Raw genomic sequence first — 16,663 nt, 5'->3', positions numbered from 1 at the left:
TTCGGCGGCTTCGGCCGCCGCGACGTTCGGGGCGTCGAGCGCGGCACGAGCGGGGACGGCCTTCACCGCCCCAGCTCGTGCCGCGTCAGTGCGCCCTTGGCGTCACTTGCCGTATCCGGCCGCGGTGATGCTGGCCTGTACGGCGTTCTCGGTGGCGTCCGACGGATAGCCGGAGGTCATGACGCCTTCGTAGAAGGTGCCGGCGGAGCCGTGGCTGTTGTCGCCGCCGATGCCGAGGATGATGGCGCCTTCCTTCTTCATCGGGTTGTAGCCGGCGACGTTGGGCCGGACGCCGTTGTAGAAGGTGGACAGGGAGCCGGACTGGGCGTTGCCTCCGCGGATGGCCCACTTGTCGGGGCCGCCCTTGACGACGGCGGTGAGGTAACGGTGGCTGATGGAGGGGTCACCCGCGTTGTAGTGCTGGTTGACGCCGGAGAACAGGCCGTTCTCGAGGTCGGCCATGATCCAGGGGCCGTTGCCGCTGCCGTAGCCCCAGACCTTGATGTTGCCGAAGTAGATGGCCTCCATGGTGCCGTTGCCGTTGTCCCGGCTGTTGGTCTCGGCGTTGCCGTAGTCGAAGCAGCAGCCGCCGTTGTAGTGCGTGCCGTCCAGGACGGCGTACATGCCTTCGGCCTGGTCGCCCTTGGCGACGCCGTTGGTGCTGTTGTTGCGGTATCCGGTGCCGGGGGCGACGTAGACGCCGTAGGCCTTGTGGCCGGCGACCGTGATGGGGGCCGCGGTGGCGTCGGCGAGGTTGTCGTAGCCGCCTGCGGCCGGGCCGGAGAAGCCGCCGGGGGGTGCCTGGGTGAGGCGGTTGTTGCGGCCGGACTGGTCGTAGATGACGGTGATGACACAGGACGTGCCGGCGCAGAAGGAGTCCTGCGCGGCGGCGTTGGCGACCCCGCCCGCGTTGAGGACGCCGATGTCGCGGGTGGCGTTGTCGGAGGCGCGGCGCACCTGGTAGAGCGGGCCGTTGTAGGAGGCGTACAGCGCGCGGGTGGTGCTGTGCGCGGCCACGCAGGGGGTGCCGCCGGACGCGTAGAGGTCGCACGGCAGCGAGCCGGCGGCCTGGGAGGCCGGGGCCGTGCCGGTGAGGATTCCGACGCCGAGCGCTGCTGCGGCTCCTGTGGACAGGAGGGAGCGCCGGGAGGGACGCAGCCACTTTCGGATTGCCATGGAGGGACTCCTCTGGTTGTGGGGGGAGCGATGACGACGGATCCGTGCGGTCGCCGGCTAGAACTGGGTGAAGAACTTCCATACCTCTGCCGGGACCCAGGTCCTGGAGCCGCTGTCACCGCCGGCTCCGTCCTGTGGTGCGGCGATGTGCCCCTCGTCGAACGCGGCCCATTCGACGGGGTGTCCGGCCGAGCAGCCGGAGTACGAAGTGATGCGGTGCGTCAGGCTGCCCTGCGTCGGTTCGGACGGGGTCTGGGCGGTGCAGCCGTTGTTTCTGACGAACCTGTCACGCAGCGTCCGTCCGCCGGAGATGTTGAGGACGCTGTCCCTGATGCCGTGCACCCCGAGGTAGGCGATGGGCTGGTTCCCGCCGCTGCAACCGCTGAGTTGTCCGCCGGACTGGACCGCCACCGCGCGGAAGACCGTCGCCCGTGAGCAGGCCAGCGAGTAGCTCATGGCGGCGCCGTAGCTGAAGCCCACGGCGAAGAGCCGGGAGGTGTCGATGCAAAGGGATCCCTCGATCTGACTGATGATGTTGTCGACGAGGGTGACGTCCTCGCCGCCGCTGTTGGCCCAGCCGTTGTTCAGTCCTTGGGGAGCGACGAAGACGGTGCTGTTGTTCGCCAGTCGCTGCAGTCCGTAGTAGGCCCAGGTGCCCGTCTCCACGGTGCGGCCCGTGTCGACGTCGGTGGCGGTGCCACCGAGCCAGTGGAACCCGAAGACCAGTCGGTAGGCATGATCGCGGTCGTAGTTGTCCGGGGCCTTCAGGATGTAGCTGCGGGTCTTGCCGTTGCTCTGGATCGTGTGCGTGCCGTTGGCCAGGCCGGGGGTCTTGCCGCAACCGGCTGTCGCCGCGGCGGCCTTGCCCGCCGTGGGCGACGCCTCGGCACCCACGGCGGTGTGCATGGCCGTGCTTCCCATGGCGAACGCCAGGAATGTCGCGACCATGACAGGCCATAACCTGTATTTCGACATCAGTACCCCCTGTCGGTCGGTGTCAGCGGTATCCGGCGGCCACGACGTTCGCCTGTACGGCGTTCTCGGTCGCGTCGGAGGGGTAGCCCGAGACGATGGCGCCCTCGTAGAACGTGCCGGCGCTGAGGTTGGTGTTGCCGTTGCAGCAGTCCCCGCCGCTGCCGAGGATGATCGCCCCCTGCTTCTTCATCGGGTTGTATCCGTTGGGCAGGGAGCCGTCGTACAGTGTGGCCAGGTTTCCGGACTGCGCGTTGGCGCCCTTCATCGCGAACCGCGTGGTCCCGTTGTTCTTGAGCGTCGCGGTGACGAACTTGCTGGTGAAGGCCCGCTGGTTGGGGTTCCAGGAGCTGCTTCCGCCGGGGAACAGGCCCCATTCGAGGTCCGCCTGGATCCAGGGCCCGGATCCCGAGCAGCCACCGAACCAGCACGACGTGCTGAAGTTGATCGCGTCCATGGCTCCCGGACCGTCGGCCTTGCGGGTGGTCTCGCTGTTGCCGTAGTCGAAGCAGCAGCCGTTGTTGACGTGCGTGCCGCTGGTCACCATGTACATGCCTTCGGGTGTGCTGCCGGTGGGCACGCCCGTCAGATGGCCGTCGCGCCAGTAGCTGTTGCCGGGGTTGATGTACAGCGAGTACGCCTTACTGCCCGCCACGCTGAGCGATTCGCTGGTCGCCTTGGCCGCCGTGTCGGATCCGCCGATCCCGCCCGGGCCCTGGTAGCCGAGCTTGTTGCCGTGCCCGGACTGGTCGTAGACCCAGGTGATGACGCACGTGGTGGCGGCGCAGAAGGAGTCCTGGGCCGCGGCGTCGGCGGCCCCGCCCGCCGTCATCACACCGATGTCCTTGGTCGCGTTGTCCGAGGAACGCCTGACCTGGTACAGGGCGCCGTCGTACGCGGAGTAGAGGGCGCGCACCGTGCTGTGGGCCGCGACGCAGGGGGTGCCGCCCGAGGCGTAGATGTCGCAGGGGCCGGCACCGGCCGCCGACGCCGGCACCGGCCACGTCAGTGCGGCCAGCAGCAGGGTCAGGACCGCCGCCACGCACGCGGCAGCGGCCGCCATCGGACGCCGTGCGGCGGACGGGGGGCGCGGCAGGAGGTCGGGTGAAGAGGGCATCGGTTCACTCCTTGTCGTCGTGGTTCCGTCGGGGAGGGCGGTGCGGCGGTGTCAGACCGCGGTGATGGTCCACCGCAGGTTGGTGCTGCTGTCGGCGGACCAGAGCTTGACGGTTGAGCCGTTGCTGGTGTCGCCGCCCGAGTCCAGGTACGTTGCCGTGCTCCGGTTGGCGATGGTGTAGCGGCCGTTTCCGACGTCGCCGATCTTCCATTGCTGGCTGTCGCCGCCGGTCCAGGTGTTCTGCCGTGCGGAGGCGCCGGCGGTCGCGTCGCCGACGCTGTCGGCCACCATGCCGTTGGTCCGGTTCACGATGCGGTGGTAGCCGTTGCCGAGGTCGACCAACTGCCACTGCAGGTTGGTGGACCCGTCGTTGTAGGTCCACTGCTTCAGCACCGATCCGGAGGCGACGTTGCCTCCGCTGTCCAGTGCCAGGCCGGTGGCGACGTTGCCGATCTTCACCCAACCGGTGGGCAGCGCACCGGCGTTCAGGGGCGGGAGCTGCCCCGAGAAGGTCAGCTTGACCACGTAGGCGGGGGCGCTGAAGGGCGCGGTGGCCGACGGCATGGAGATGTGCAGCCCCGAGCCGTCCTGAGTGCGGTTGGGCAGGTTGACGTAGGCGCCGGCTGTCGAGTCGAGCAGCTGGACCGATTTCAGCGTGGACAGGTTGAACCTGCTCGACGTGAGCGTGGTGATGTTCAGGGTGCTGCCGGGCCAGCCGAGGACCGTGGCGTACAGGACGGTGTTGTCCTTGCTGCGGGTGAACCGGATGTCGGTGTTCTTGCCCTCCACCGGCGTGGTGAAGGAACCGCCGCCCATCTTGGTGGGTCCCTCGCCGTAGGCCACCCAGGCCCGCGTGGCGTAGACCGATTCACCGAAGCGCCTGAGGTAGTCGCCGAAGCCCTGGAGGATGGACTTCTGGCCCGTGGGGATGGTGCCGTCGGCCATCGGGGCGATGTTCAGCACCATGGTGCCGTTCTTGCTGACGCGGTCGAGCAGGGCGTGCAGCAGGGCCTTGAGCGAGTAGTAGCCGATGCCGGTCGTGTAGCACCAGCTCGAACTGGACACGGAGTCGTCCGTCAGCCAGTAGGGGGTCTGGATGTCGGCCGGCCCGCCCCGCTCGAAGTCGTAGACCTCGCCACGGTTGTCGAGGCCGTCCTTGTAGGTGGCGACGACGTCCTTGTTCCAGGAGACGGCCTGGTTGTAGTAGTGGGCGAGGAAGTCCAGCCGCTTCGACTCGTCGATGTTGTTCAGGTCGAAGTCCTGGTAGAGGATGTCGGGCTGGTACCCGTCGATGACCTCCTTGAGCTTGTCGAGCCACAGCTGCTGCTCCGCGGCCCGGTCGAGCTGGCCGTAGAGCTTCTTCAGACTGGCGTCCGACTGCGCGGGCGCGCTGTCGAAGTAGCCCAGGAAGTTGTACGCGTGGTGCAGGGAGACCCACAGTTTGAGGCCCTTCCTGCGGATCGCGTCGGCGTGCAGCCGCAGCATGTCGAGCTTGGGCCCCTTGCTGACGGAGTTCCACTCGTTGACGGAACTGTTCCACTGGGAGAACCCGTCGTGGTGCTCGGCGACCGGTCCGGCGAACTTGGCTCCGGCGTCGGCGAACAGCTGCGCCCACTCGTCGGGGTCGAAGTTGCCGCCGGCCGACTTGAGCTTGGGGGCGAACTGGACGAAGTTGCCTGCCTTGTCCCGGGCGCCCAGGATGAAGTTGTGGTACGGCCACGCGGAGGGGTCGCCGTAGGTCGCCTTGTGGTGGGTGTTGCAGCCGTCGCCCGCCTTGTACATCAGGCGTGGGTACCACTCGCTGCCGTACGCCGGGACGCTGTAGGCGCCCCAGTGGTAGTAGATGCCGAACTTGGCGTCCTGGAACCACTCAGGCGCGGGCGGGTGCTGGTCGACCGAGGACCAGCTCGGGGTGTAATTGCTCGGACCACTGGTGGCCTTGGCGACCCCGCTGGGTAACAGGCCGGCGGTGGCCGCCCCGGTGAGGCCTGTCAGAAGGAGCATGCTGCGGCGGCTGAGTCCGGAAGAAGACATGCGGGGGAACCCCTTCGGCGAGTTGGGAGAACCTTGGCGCGACGGCTGTCGTCCGGCGTGCATCTGCCGGGGCGGCGCCGAGGACATGAAACATGGGAGAAGTGGCTGGGCAAGGCCGGTCGCGAGGCGCAACCGTCCTCGGCTCGCGAGTGCGGGAGTGCCGCTCGGCGGGGGCACGGGCGGGGGGAGGCATGCCGAACTCCAGGCGGTCAGGGACTGGTACGGACGATGCGGGTGCGGGTGCGGGTGCGGGTGCGGGTGCGGGTGCGGGTGCGGTGGTAAGCGGTGCCTGTCGCGCTTGCGAAGCCGTACGGGGCGGCGGAACTGGTGCCGAGAAGGGTCGGCTTCCGCGCTTGTTCGTAATATCGAACAATGCCCGGAGGGTCGGACACTCTGGATGATAGGAATCCCACAGCTATCGTCAATACCCGCCGCCGCGATTCATCGGACATCTGATGGTGTGCCAGCTGCGCCCCCCGGGTGTGGGTTCGGGCGGCGCTTCATTTGAGCCACTTGCTCGGCCGGTGTCATGCTGAGACCGGGAGCCCAGTGCACGCTCGAGGGCTGGTCACCGGCGGCCGGGCGGTTGCCGGGGCACCGCCCGGACGAGATGGTCGGGCGCCGGGCGGATGTTCTGCTGGTCGGCGGCCCTCCGGGCGCCGCCCGAAGGAGCGTCGCGCGGCAGCGGGAACGGACCGGCTGATTGAGGGTGCGCCACCGGGACGGACATGCGGTCGAGGCCGACGCGCGGGCGGCCCCTCTCCTCGGTGCGCGGAAGATCCCCGAGCGGTCCCGTCCGTCGACAACGCCGGCCGCCACACCCGTGAGCGTGCTACCGCGCTGACCCTGCAGCGCAGCCTGCTGCCGCAGCGCATTCCCCGCCCGGGCCGAACTCGTGGTCGCGATGTTCCTCGCCTGGCGCGTGGGAGCGGCGCTCACCTCGGTCAACCCGGCGCTGACGGACCTGGAGGCGAGCTGTCGGCTCAAGGACTCGCGGGCGAAGCTCGTCGTAGGCGGGCCGCGTCGTGGCGCATCTTCTTACTAACTTGTAAGTTAGAACCATGACTACGATCATTGCCGATGTGGCCGCCCATGACGCCGACGCCGTCGAGGCGTTGTGCGAGCGATGGGAGAAGGCATGGAACGGGCACGACGGTGACGCGGTGGCCGCGCTGTGTGCGGACGACCTCGTCTACGACGAACCGGCACTGGGTGAAACCGTGCACGGTCCGGACGCCATCCGCGCTTTCGTCGCGCGCATGGCGAGCACCTTTCCCGACTACACCTTCACGCGGATGGGGCTGTACGCGGAGGTGACGCGACGCGCCGTACTGGTCGCGTGGCGTTTCAACGGCACGCTTGCCGGCACCGACACGCGCGTCGAGTTCCACGGGGACGATCGTCTGGAACTGGGCGAGGACGGCCTGATCCACGCCTATCGGTGCCTGTACGACAACAAGTTCGTGCTCGGCCAGATCGGCCGTCGCGCGGTCGAGGCGTGAGCGACCCCGCCCGCGTCCGCAAGCCCGCGGCCGAGCGGCGGGCAGAGGTCCTGCGGGCGGCCGATGCCGAGTTCGCTGCGAACGGCCTGGCGGGAACGCGTCTGGAGGCGATCGCCGCACGTGTGGGCATCTCACATCCACGCATCGTGCAGATGTTCGGCTCCAAGCGCGCGCTGTTCCTCGAGGTCGTGCATGGCGCCTTCGACCGGGTCGAGGTCGTGTTCGCCGACGCGGAACCGACGCTGATCGCACTCGGCGCCGCCTACCGGCGGCTTCTGCAGAGCGAGCACACCGTCGGGCTCGTCATACTGCAGGGCTACGCCGCGGCAGCCGACGAGACGGTCCGGGAGGCGGTGCGCGGGCGCCACCTCGGCCTCCAGCGGTCGGTCGTCCAGTTGACGGGCGCTGACATGCTGCAGGTGCGCACGTTCCTCGCGACGGGACTGATCATGACGGTGTCCACCGTGCTCGGTCTGCCCGAGCGGCGCGCCGACGCGACCTGGGCCGCCTGGATCCTTGAACTCGCCGACCCGGCGGTGCCCGACGAGTGAGACGTCGGCGTCGGGCCTGTGGCGAACCGTCCAGTTCTGGGTTCGAGGGGTGGGTGGCGGCTTGTGCCGCCACCCGGGCGCGCCGACTGACCCTCGGAGGGTCACATCATGATGCAGCGGTTCGCGGTGACCGTTGCGGTCGAAGCGAGTTCGGTCGCCGACGCGACTGGTGTGTTCACGCCAACTATGCCGAGGGCGACGAAACTGGCTCCGACGATCGTCAGTCGGCAGATCTTGGTCACCTGGACGTGTTCCCCTACTTGAGCGGTTGACAGTACGGAGGGGAGCGTAGTGATCTTCAGCTTATATGGCTAATTGAACGAGTCCAGTGGTTGTGGATTTAATTACTGCCGGGTATGTCGAACGTTCGTTGCATCGGCGTCTGGGCCTCGGCGGGCGTCCCCGCCGCCAGTCGCACCTGCGTCAAGACACTTTCCGCCTTCGTTTTCTCGTCAACGTCATGGGTGTGCTCGGCCAGCGAAACCGCGGCCTCCAGATGTTCCCTCGCCGCGTCGAACCGGCCGGCGTCGAAATAGGTCTGTCCGATGCGGTGCAGTGCCTGTATCTCCTGGTGGGCCGCGCCGATCATGCGGGCGATGTCAAGGGCGTCCAGAAGCTGCCGTACGGCCTTCTCGGTGTCGCCTGCTTTTCGGTGTGCCTCTCCCAGACCGATCAATGTGTCGGCTTGGCTCTTTCGGTCACCGAGCTCACGGAACTCCGTCAGGGTTTCCTGGTAAAGGGGAAGAGCCGCAGTGGTGTCGCCCGATTCCGTGAGGACGTCGGCCAGGCTGCCGCGCACTGTGGCACGGTCGTAGCGGTTGCCGGAGCGCTCCAGGAAGGTGAGCGATTCCTCGAACGCATGACGGGCGGAATCCAGATCTCCGCGACGCATGTATAAGTCACCGATGTTGTTGAGGGTCTTTCCGAGTGCCGCGTGGTCACCCGCCTCCGTGAACCCGCTGAGTGATTTCTCGAAGTGTTCGAGCGCACGGTCGTGTTCCCCGAGGAACAGCAGGGTGACCGCCATGTTGTTGTGCAGGCGCGCGCGGTCCAGGGAATCTCCGGACCGCGTGGTGATGGCGAACGACTTCTGGAAGAGGACGAGCGCGGCCCGGTGGTCGCCCAGGTGCCAGTTCAGGGTGCCGAGCGTGCGCAGCACTTCGGCCTCCGCCTCCGTGTCTCCGGTCGCGCGGGCGATCCGCAGGGCCCGGTCGCCGCTCTCGGCCGCTTCCCGGTAGCGGGCGGTGTGGGCGTCGACGGCGCTGAGGTGGAGCAGGGTGCGGCACAGCGCGGCCTGTTCGCCGGTCCGGGTCCAGTGGTCGGCGGCGTGCTGGAGCACGGTCCGGGCGTCGTGCCAGTGGCACTCCTCGTCGAGGAAGCCGGCCATGGCGTAGGCGAGTCGGGCGGCGGCGTCGTGGTGTCCCCGGCTGCGGGCCTGGAGCTCCGTGGCCAGCAGGTTGGCGCGCTCGGTGGCAAGCCAGGACCGAGCGGCCGGGGCGTCGGGCCAGTGCGGGAGGCGGGCGTGGCCGTGGTCCGCCGGCGGAGCGGGCCTGGTGCGGCGAGGGTACGCGAGACGGTCGGCGTGCTCGGCGGCGGCGACGCGGAAGTCCACGAGGCGGCGGAGGACGGCGGCGCGGTCCTGGTCGGTGTCGTCGGTGAGGGACCTGTGGTGGCCGTACTCGCGCAGGAGGTCGTGGAACTGGTACCGGTCCGGGGTCGGCTCGCGGAGCAGGTGGCAGGCCAGCAGCGACTCCAGCATGCGTTCCGCGGCGGCGGGGGGCAGGTCGAGCGAGGCGGCGGCCGAGTCCGCCGTGAGGTCCGGGCCGGGAAGCATGCTGAGGCGGCGGAACGCCGCGCGCTGTTCTTCCGTCAGCGTCTGGTACGTGAGGTCGAAGGCGCGGACCATCTCCCGCTCGGCGTCCCTGAGCTCGTCCAGCCGGCCCTCGGTGCGGGTCAGGCGGTCGGCGAGTGTGGTGAGTGTCCAGGCCGGATGCGCGCGGAAGCGACTCGCCACCAGCTCGATCGCCAGCGGAAGATGACCGCACATCCGGACGATTCGGGTCATCTCCTGGATGTCCAGGGTGCGTTCCCCGCCGGCGAACGCGCGGAACAGGGCGATGGCGTCGTCGGTCGGCAGCACGTCGAGCGGGATGTGCCGGGCGTGCGGCAGGCCGGTCAGGTGGCGTCGGCTCGTGATGATCGTCAGCGAGGGCGAACCGCTCGGCAGCAGCGGGCGGATCTGGTCGGCGCTCACCGCGTCGTCGAGGACGATCACGGCCCGGCGCTCGGCCAGCATGGTCTGCCACAGCGCGGTACGGGCCTCCAGCTCGACGGGAATGGTCTCCGCGGGCGTGCCGAGCAGCCGCAGCAGCGTGGCCAGGGCCGCCCCGGCACTGAGCGGTTCGCCGGCGGGGGAGTGGCCGCGAAGGTCCACGTACAGCTGGGCGGCGGGGTACCGCTCGGCGAGCCGGCGCGCGCCGTGCACGGCCACGGCGGTCTTGCCGATACCGGCCATCCCGCTGACGGTGCTGACGCACTCCAGGCTGATCACCGACCCGTCCTCGGCCGCGGCGTCGACCGCTGTGCTCAGCGCCTGTAGTTCCGCGCGACGCCCGACCAGGGGCGGCTGATGCGGCAGGTTCCTCGGCTGGTGCGGACGTGGAGGCGGCGGGGCCGCGGACGGGCGGGGTGCGGCCGGGCGGCCCCGGACCAGATCGGCGGCCGGTACGCGATCGAGAATCCCGCGATGGAGGCGGTTCAACTCGGCGCCGGGGCGGGAGCCGTACTGCGTCATCAGCAGCTGACGGGTCTCCTGGTGCACTCGTAACGCCTCGGTGTACCGGTCGCTGCCGTAGTACGCCAGTATCAGCTGACCCGCCAGCGTCTCGTCGCCCGGATGCCGGTCGACGAGGGCGGACAGCTCGGCGCTCACCTCCGCGAACCGGCCCAGCCGAAGGCAGGCGCCGACCCTGGAGACGGTGGCGCTGAGCCGCCGTTCCGCCAGTGTCCGGCGCACGGTCTCGGCCCACAGGCCGGGCAGCCCTGCCAACGCCTCGCCCCGCCACAGGTGTTCGGCGCGGTCGAGGAGGGCGGCCGCCCGCTCGTCGTCACCGCCCGCCGCGACGGCACCGGCCCGCGCCACGAGATCCTGGAAGCGGCGCCAGTCGACGGATTCGCGGGCGGCCTCCAAGGTGTACGTGTGCGCTCGGCTGACGATGCGGGGTGCGCCCGCGGACGACGGGCCGGCCAGCCGTAATCGTCTTCGGAGCCGCGAGACATAGCTGTGCGCGTTCTCGCGGGCGCGCGGCGGCGGCTCGCCGTCCCAGAGCCGGTCCATGAGCACGTCCAGCGCGACCGGCCGGCCCACGTCCAAGGCGAGCGCGGCCATGAGGGCCCGCTCCTTGTCCGAGCCCAGCTCCACCCGCCGACCGTCCACCCGGAGACCCACCGGGCCCAGTACCTGGAACTCCACCAGCGCCTCCCGCTGGTCCGGCCGTTCGATGAACATGGCAGTGGGGAATGGACATGCCATGGACCGACGAGCATGACAGGGAGCGGAGAGTGTTTCCAGGTGCGGTTCCGGGCTGAACGGGACGGCGATGCCGGCGGACTGGCCGAATCGCTTCTCCGCGGCGTAGCCGACGTTCGTGATCCGCATCGAGCGCGGCGCGGCGTGGGTAGGACCGCCTCGATCGATGCGGCGGGCAACCGGTCGAAGGGGGACGGGCGGTATGAGTGCGGCGCGCAGCGACGGCCGCGGGAGTGAGAGCAGCAATGTCATCGGCGGCCCGGCACGGTTCTACGGACCCACGGTCCAGGCCCGCGACGTCCACGGAGGTATCCACCTCCAGACCGCCTCGCCACCGCCACCGCCGACACCCCGTCAGCTTCTCCCCGTACCCGCGCACTTCACCGATCGGCACGACGAACTGGCCGCCCTGGACGGGCTGCTCGCACGGCACACGGACGCCGGGGCCAGGCAGCCGCTGATCGTGGTGAACGGCCCGGCTGGCATCGGCAAGACCACCCTGGTCTCCCGATGGCTGCGCGGGCACGAATCCGCTTTCCCGGGCGGGCAGTTGTACGCCGACCTGCGCGGACACGCGGCGGACGGACCAGCCGGTCCGGGTGAGATCCTCGGCCGGTTCCTGCGGGCGCTCGGCTCATGGGCGGTGCCCGCCGACCTGGCGGAGCAGGCGTCCCTGTGGCGGTCCGTCACCGCGGACCTGCGGATCGCGGTCATGCTGGACAACGCCTTCACCGCGGCACAGATCCGGCCGTTGTTGCCGGGCGGCCCCCGCAGCCTCGTCGTCGTGACCAGCCGACGCCGGCTCACGGGACTGCGCCTGGACGGAGCGGAGTTCCACCAGTTGCAGGCGCTCGGTCCCGCCGCCGGGGTGGAGCTGTTCATCCGCGGTGCCGGTGCGGACCGGGTCCCGGACGACCTGGCCGCGGTCCGCCAGGTCGTGAACCTCTGCGCGGGCCTGCCCCTCGCGGTGTGCCTCGCCTCCGCCCGGTTCGCCGCCCGGCCGAGACAGCCCGTCGCCGCGCTGGCGGACGCACTCGCACCGGACGCCGGCCGGCTGGCCGTACTGGAAGTCGAAGGGGAGGCGACCGTGCGCAAGGCCCTGGACGCGTCGTACGCGGTGCTGGGCCCGGAGGCCGCCCGGATGTACCGGGCCCTCGGCCTGCTGCCCCTGCCCGACTTCGACTCCCGGACGGCCGCCGCGGCCTGTGCGGCGTCCCTCGAGTGGGCGGAACAGCGACTGGACGAACTCGTCGAGGCCAATGTGCTGGAGGACATCGGCCCGGACGCGTTCCGTTTCCACGATCTCGTCCGGATCCACGCCCGGGACCGCGCGACCGCGACGGACAGCGAAGCGGACCGCGAACGCACCCTGCGACGGGTCGCCGACTGGTATCTGCAGACCGCGACCGCGGCCCAGAGCCGCATCACGCCCCTCCAGCTCACCCTGCCCCGGACCTACGCGGAGCCCTCCTCGCTGCCGGCCCCCTTCACCGACGACCGCGGCGCCCTCGGCTGGCTGCACGACCGGCGCACGCACCTCATGGCGGTGCTGCGCCTGTCCGTCGACCGCGGCTGGCACGCCACGGCCTGGCAACTCGTGGACGCCATGTGGCCGTTGTTCCTCCGGCTGCGCCACTACGACCTGTGGATCGAGGCCCACCGCATCGGCCTGGAAGCCGCCCGCGCTCACGGGCACCGCGAGGCCGAACGGCAGATGCTCAACTCCGGGGCCATCGGTCTGAGCGCCGCCGGCCGGAGCGACGAGGCCGCCGAGTGGTACTCGGCATCCCTGTCCGCGGCGCGCGAGGCCGGGGACGCGCGCGACGAGGGGCAGGCGCTGCTCGGCCTCGGCGGCTGCCACTACGAGGCGGGGCGCCTCGCCGAGGCCGTGGCGCACCTGAACCGCGCGGTGACGACCTGGGAGGGGTGCGGCTACCCGCGAGGGGTGGCCCTCGCCCGGATCGTGCTGGGCGAGGTTGCACTCGCCGAGCGCGACCCCGAGCGGGCCGTCACCTGCTTCGCCCGGGCCAGGGAAGGGCTGCTGGCCGTGGCCGACCCGCACGACGCGGCCCGGGCCCTCGCCTTCCTCGGCCGGGCCCGGGCCCGGACCGGCGACCAGGCCACGGGCACCGCGCAGCTGGAGGAGGCGCTCGCGGTGTTCACTGCCTCCGGCGCGGTCCACTGGCAGGCCCGCACCCTGGAGATGCTCGGCGACACCGCACGCGAACGGGGTGAGGACGCCTCGGCCGAGGAGTTCCACGCCCGCGCCCTCGCCCTGTACGAGACCACCAGCCCGGCGGACGCCCGCCGACTCCGGCGGACGTAGCCACAGCCGTCCTCACGTGCCGTGCACCAGGCGGATGTCCTCGATGTCCCGGAGCGTGTGTCCCGCCACCAGCCAGGCGTGCAGACAGGACGCCAGCAGAGGCTCGCCCGGGGGCACCCGGCGGGCCAGCCGCACGACGGTACGGCTCGTCCCGTCGGCGGCCGCCCAGCCGCCCTCGGCCAGGGGAGCCGCAGCCAGGCGGCATCCCGGATGGGCGGCCGTGATGTCGTTCAGCCGGCGCACCGTGTCGGCGAACGGGCGCGGGTGCCGGTCGTGCAGTACGTCGGCACAGGCCCACCACCGGCCCTGGAGGCGCGGGCCGGCGTCCGCGGCGAAGTGCTCGTCGGCGGCGACCGTCGTTCCGTCGGCGCCCAGGGGGTCGCCAGACTCGGTGAGACCGGCCCGGGCCAGCACGCGGTAGTCCCTCCCGGCCGCCCGCACACGGAGCAACAGGGCCGGCCCGGCGTCCCGTTGCAGAGCCCGCGGACCCGGCAGCGCCGCCCCCAGCCGGACGGAGACGAAGCGCATCATGCCGGAACCTCGCTGCGCCCCCGCGTCCACGTGTGCAGCGGCGGTGGCTCCGGCAGGGGGACCGTCTCCGGTTCATGGGCGGGCTGGCCCAGGCCCAGCAGGCGGTACATGAGCCGCCGCATGTTGCGGTTGAAGCGGCCCGGTTCCGAGGTGATGCGCGAGGCGATCGCCGCGTACTCCTCCCGGCTGTACTCGGCGGCGGTGTACTGGAGCTGGGCGACGAGCGGGTGGGTCGGCGAGAGCGCGGGCGCGGTCACGGCGAGGGCGGCGGCGGGCGAGGCGGGGTTGATCTCCCGCTCCGGTGAACTGGCCAGCAGGATCGGCGCGTCGGTGAGCGTGCCGTACAGCGTCACGGAACCGTGGTCGCCGATGATCCAGTCCGCGGCGATCAGGACGGCACGCCAGTCCGCCTCCGGCGGTACGAGCGCGATGCCCAGCGCCGCACAGCGCGCCAGCCAGGCCCGGATCTGCCAGGAACCGTGCCCCGACCACACGTTGGGGTGTACGAGGAGAACGGACCGGAACCGCCCGGCGGGCAGCTCGGTGACGAGCCGGGGCAGCAGCGCCTCGAGCCGGCCGAAGGACGAGCGCGCACCCCAGGTCGAGACGACGACCACCAGTTGTTCGCCGTCCGCGAGGCCCAGGGCCCGGCGGTAGTCGGCGCGCAGCGGCAGGCTGGCCGCCATCCGGTCGTGCGCGGGATCGCCGACCACATGGGTGAGCGGGAGCACCTCCGGGCAGTGCCGTTCCAGGTCGGCCAGTTCGGCCCGATGGGGCACCGCGACGGCGGCGGGCAGGCGGCCGCCGGGTACGAGGTCCTGCCTGCGCAGTCCGGCCACACCCGGATGCGGTCCCGAGACCAGACGCTTGAGATAACCGGCCCCGTGGGGCAGCGTGATCAGCGGGGCGGAGATCCTCTCCACGCCTCGTGGCCCGGCCGCGAGGGCCAGGTCGAACGTCATGTGCACCGCCTCGTCCCAGGGCAGCACCGCGCCGCCCAGTCCCTGGAGGAAGCGCGGAACCTCGTCGCCGAAGACGTGCGGCGGTGCCGTGAACACCACCTGCACCCTGAAGTCGGCCTCCAGCAGCGCCAGAACGTCCACCAGCCGCTTTCCGTAGGTGAGGGTGTGCACGACGACCAGCACCGTCTTGCGTTCCACGAGCGTCAGCCATTCCCGCTCCTCGACCGACGCGTTCGTACTCTTCCGCAACGCCGACATGATGTCCCCCGTTGTCCGTGCGGGCCGGTTCGGCCCTCGTCTGCCGGACCTCTGCCCCTGCCGGTGGACGGAAGACCTGCCAGGACCTTGCGGAAACCTTGCAACGGCCTTCCGGCTCCCGCCGCGGCGGAAGCCGGAGCCGGACGCGGTGGCCGGACGCGGTGGCCGGACGCGCGGGGGACGCGCCCCATCACGGGTGGGTCATGAGGGGTCGGCGCACGTGTCCCGGTTGCGCTGCCGCGGCCGGGGCCCGGCGGCCGTTTCGGCCCTCGGCAGCGCGCTGCCCGGTGCGGGGACGGCGGACCACACGCTCACTTGGTGGCGTGGACGACGGTGTAGCCGCCGATGAGGTGACGGGCCTCCACCTTGGCGAAGCCGGCGGCCTGGAGCCACTCGGTGGCGTCCGCGACCGTGTACTCGGATCCGCCCTCGGTGTCGATGAGCATGTTGAGCGACAGCATCAGGCCGTAGGTGTTGTGGCGGCGCTCGTCGTCGATCATCGCGTCGTAGACGATGAGCGTGCCGCCCTCGGGCAGCGCGTCGTAGGCCTTCTTGAGCAGGAACTGGCGCTGTTCCAGGTTCCAGTCGTGGAGGATCTGCCCCATGACGTAGACGTCGGCCGGGGGCAGCGGGTCGGAGAAGAAGTCCCCGCCGTGGAAGGTGAGGCGGTCGGTCAGGCCGTGGGCGGCGGCGAACTCGTCGAACACCGGGCCGACGGGGGGAAGTTCGAAGACGCCTCCGGTGATGTGAGGGTGGGAGCGCAGGATGGCGGCGGGCACGGCGCCGAGTGCTCCGCCCAGGTCGATGACGTGGCGGCGGCCGGTCCAGTCGAAGTCGGCGGCGAGAGCGGCGGCGAGGGGCGTACTGACGCCGTTCATGCCGTTGAGGAAGGTGCGCCAGGCGACCGGGTCCTGGCTGAGCGTGGCGAAGAACGGGGCGCCGCTGTGCGCGACCTCGTTCTGCAGGGTGCCGGTCCGCAGCGCGTCGGTGAGGTTGTTCCAGAAGCCGAAGAGACGGGTGTTGGCCATTTCGAGGATGCCGCCCACGTACGACGGCTTGGCCCGGTCCAGGAACAGGTCCGCGGCGGGGGTGTTGCGGTAGGTGCCGTTCTCGTCGCGGGTCAGTACGTCGAGTGACACCAGGGCGTCGAGGAAGTCCGCGGAGGATCTCGGGTGCAGGCCCACCTCGGAGGCGAGGGACTCGCGGTCGCGGCCGCCGTCGGCCAGCACGGTGAAGATTCCCAGCTCCACCGCGCTCAGCAGCGTCTTGGAAGCCATGAAGCCCAGGCCGAGCTGAAGAAGCGGCTCAGGGGTGATCGGGTCGTTGACCGACATGTGTGTCTCCACTCGGGTGTTGGAAGTTGAATGCTAAACATGTTTTGGCCGCCGACCGGGCGTGGAAGGGTGACGTGGCGTGACGCGAGACCGAATGGTGGCAGGGAAAAGCCTTCTGACCGGCCGAGTTGCCTTTTCGTGCACAGTCCGGTGGTGTCCCGGCGTGACCGGTGCTGCGGTCCGCTCCGCGTCGTGTGCGGGCATTAGATCGTTTTGGTCTGCCCGCCGTCGATGACGATCTCGGCTCCGGTGATGTTGCTCGCCACCGGCGAGGCCAGGAAGAGGGTGAGGTCGGCGATTTCGTGCGCCTCGGTGATCCGTCCGGACGTGATGCCCATGCTCTGCGGTACGACGACGTCCAGCGCCTCCTG

The 16,663-nt window shown here is 70.4% G+C and carries 11 protein-coding genes and 2 pseudogenes; 3 read left to right on the top strand and 10 right to left on the bottom strand.

The genetic code is table 11. The features are described from left to right. Nucleotides 1-111 precede the first annotated feature (111 nt). The 4 genes and pseudogenes from AB0P24_RS25035 to AB0P24_RS25020 form a co-directional block, all read right to left on the bottom strand. Nucleotides 112-1,176, bottom strand: a pseudogene (locus AB0P24_RS25035) (arabinofuranosidase catalytic domain-containing protein); the annotation flags it as partial. Between the two features lie 60 nt (nt 1,177-1,236). Further along, nucleotides 1,237-2,082 (bottom strand): annotated as a pseudogene (locus AB0P24_RS25030) (hypothetical protein); the annotation flags it as partial. Nucleotides 2,083-2,173: 91 nt separating this feature from the next. Continuing rightward, a complete protein-coding gene (locus tag AB0P24_RS25025) occupies nt 2,174-3,265 on the bottom strand; it encodes an arabinofuranosidase catalytic domain-containing protein (RefSeq protein ID WP_365797556.1) in 1,092 nt (363 codons plus the stop codon). A gap of 51 nt (nt 3,266-3,316) precedes the next feature. Beyond that, entirely contained in the window at nt 3,317-5,299 is a 1,983-nt protein-coding gene (locus AB0P24_RS25020; protein ID WP_365797554.1) for an alpha-L-fucosidase, read from the bottom strand. A gap of 1,061 nt (nt 5,300-6,360) precedes the next feature. Between AB0P24_RS25020 and AB0P24_RS25015 the strand changes: the two genes are divergently transcribed. Both AB0P24_RS25015 and AB0P24_RS25010 read left to right on the top strand, forming a co-directional pair. Beyond that, complete coding sequence (locus AB0P24_RS25015; RefSeq protein WP_365797552.1) at nt 6,361-6,801, top strand: nuclear transport factor 2 family protein; 441 nt, start codon at nt 6,361-6,363, stop codon at nt 6,799-6,801. Further along, nucleotides 6,798-7,352 carry a helix-turn-helix domain-containing protein gene (locus AB0P24_RS25010; protein ID WP_365797550.1) on the top strand — a complete coding sequence of 185 codons (555 nt, stop codon included), beginning with the start codon at nt 6,798-6,800 and terminating at the stop codon, nt 7,350-7,352. The genes AB0P24_RS25015 and AB0P24_RS25010 overlap by 4 nt, the downstream gene beginning before the upstream one ends. Before the next feature lie 101 nt (nt 7,353-7,453). Here the strand turns inward: AB0P24_RS25010 and AB0P24_RS25005 are convergent, their stop codons facing one another. Beyond that, the gene (locus tag AB0P24_RS25005) at nt 7,454-7,594 is read right to left on the bottom strand and encodes a hypothetical protein (RefSeq protein ID WP_365797548.1); all 141 of its coding nucleotides are present in this window, start codon (nt 7,592-7,594) and stop codon (nt 7,454-7,456) included. Nucleotides 7,595-7,692: 98 nt separating this feature from the next. Then, the gene (locus AB0P24_RS25000) at nt 7,693-10,860 is read right to left on the bottom strand and encodes a tetratricopeptide repeat protein (RefSeq protein ID WP_365797546.1); all 3,168 of its coding nucleotides are present in this window, start codon (nt 10,858-10,860) and stop codon (nt 7,693-7,695) included. 223 nt (nt 10,861-11,083) lie between these two features. On the opposite strand from AB0P24_RS25000, the gene AB0P24_RS24995 reads away from it, so the two are divergent. Further along, on the top strand, nt 11,084-13,207 hold the full coding sequence (locus tag AB0P24_RS24995; protein ID WP_365797544.1) for a tetratricopeptide repeat protein: 2,124 nt from the start codon (nt 11,084-11,086) through the stop codon (nt 13,205-13,207). Nucleotides 13,208-13,219: 12 nt separating this feature from the next. On the opposite strand, the gene AB0P24_RS24990 is transcribed toward AB0P24_RS24995, so the two are convergent. The 4 genes from AB0P24_RS24990 to AB0P24_RS24975 all read right to left on the bottom strand — a co-directional run bounded on the left by AB0P24_RS24990 (nt 13,220) and on the right by AB0P24_RS24975 (nt 16,630). Then, on the bottom strand, nt 13,220-13,738 hold the full coding sequence (locus tag AB0P24_RS24990) for a hypothetical protein (protein ID WP_365797542.1): 519 nt from the start codon (nt 13,736-13,738) through the stop codon (nt 13,220-13,222). Next, nucleotides 13,735-14,958: a hypothetical protein gene (locus AB0P24_RS24985; RefSeq protein ID WP_365797540.1), complete on the bottom strand. Its 1,224-nt coding sequence runs from the start codon at nt 14,956-14,958 to the stop codon at nt 13,735-13,737. The genes AB0P24_RS24990 and AB0P24_RS24985 overlap by 4 nt, the downstream gene beginning before the upstream one ends. A gap of 311 nt (nt 14,959-15,269) precedes the next feature. Next, nucleotides 15,270-16,292, bottom strand: a complete 1,023-nt coding sequence (locus tag AB0P24_RS24980) for a methyltransferase (protein ID WP_365797538.1) — start codon at nt 16,290-16,292, stop codon at nt 15,270-15,272. Nucleotides 16,293-16,495: 203 nt separating this feature from the next. Further along, nucleotides 16,496-16,630, bottom strand: coding sequence for an SDR family oxidoreductase (locus tag AB0P24_RS24975; protein WP_365797740.1), 135 nt, complete (start codon nt 16,628-16,630; stop codon nt 16,496-16,498). Nucleotides 16,631-16,663 lie beyond the last annotated feature (33 nt).

It is taken from the genome of Streptomyces sp. NPDC086519, assembly GCF_040686075.1.
Lineage (GTDB): Bacteria > Actinomycetota > Actinomycetes > Streptomycetales > Streptomycetaceae > Streptomyces > Streptomyces shenzhenensis.
The sequence above is the reverse complement of the archived record's forward strand: the minus strand, read 5'-3'. Positions and strand labels throughout refer to the sequence as shown.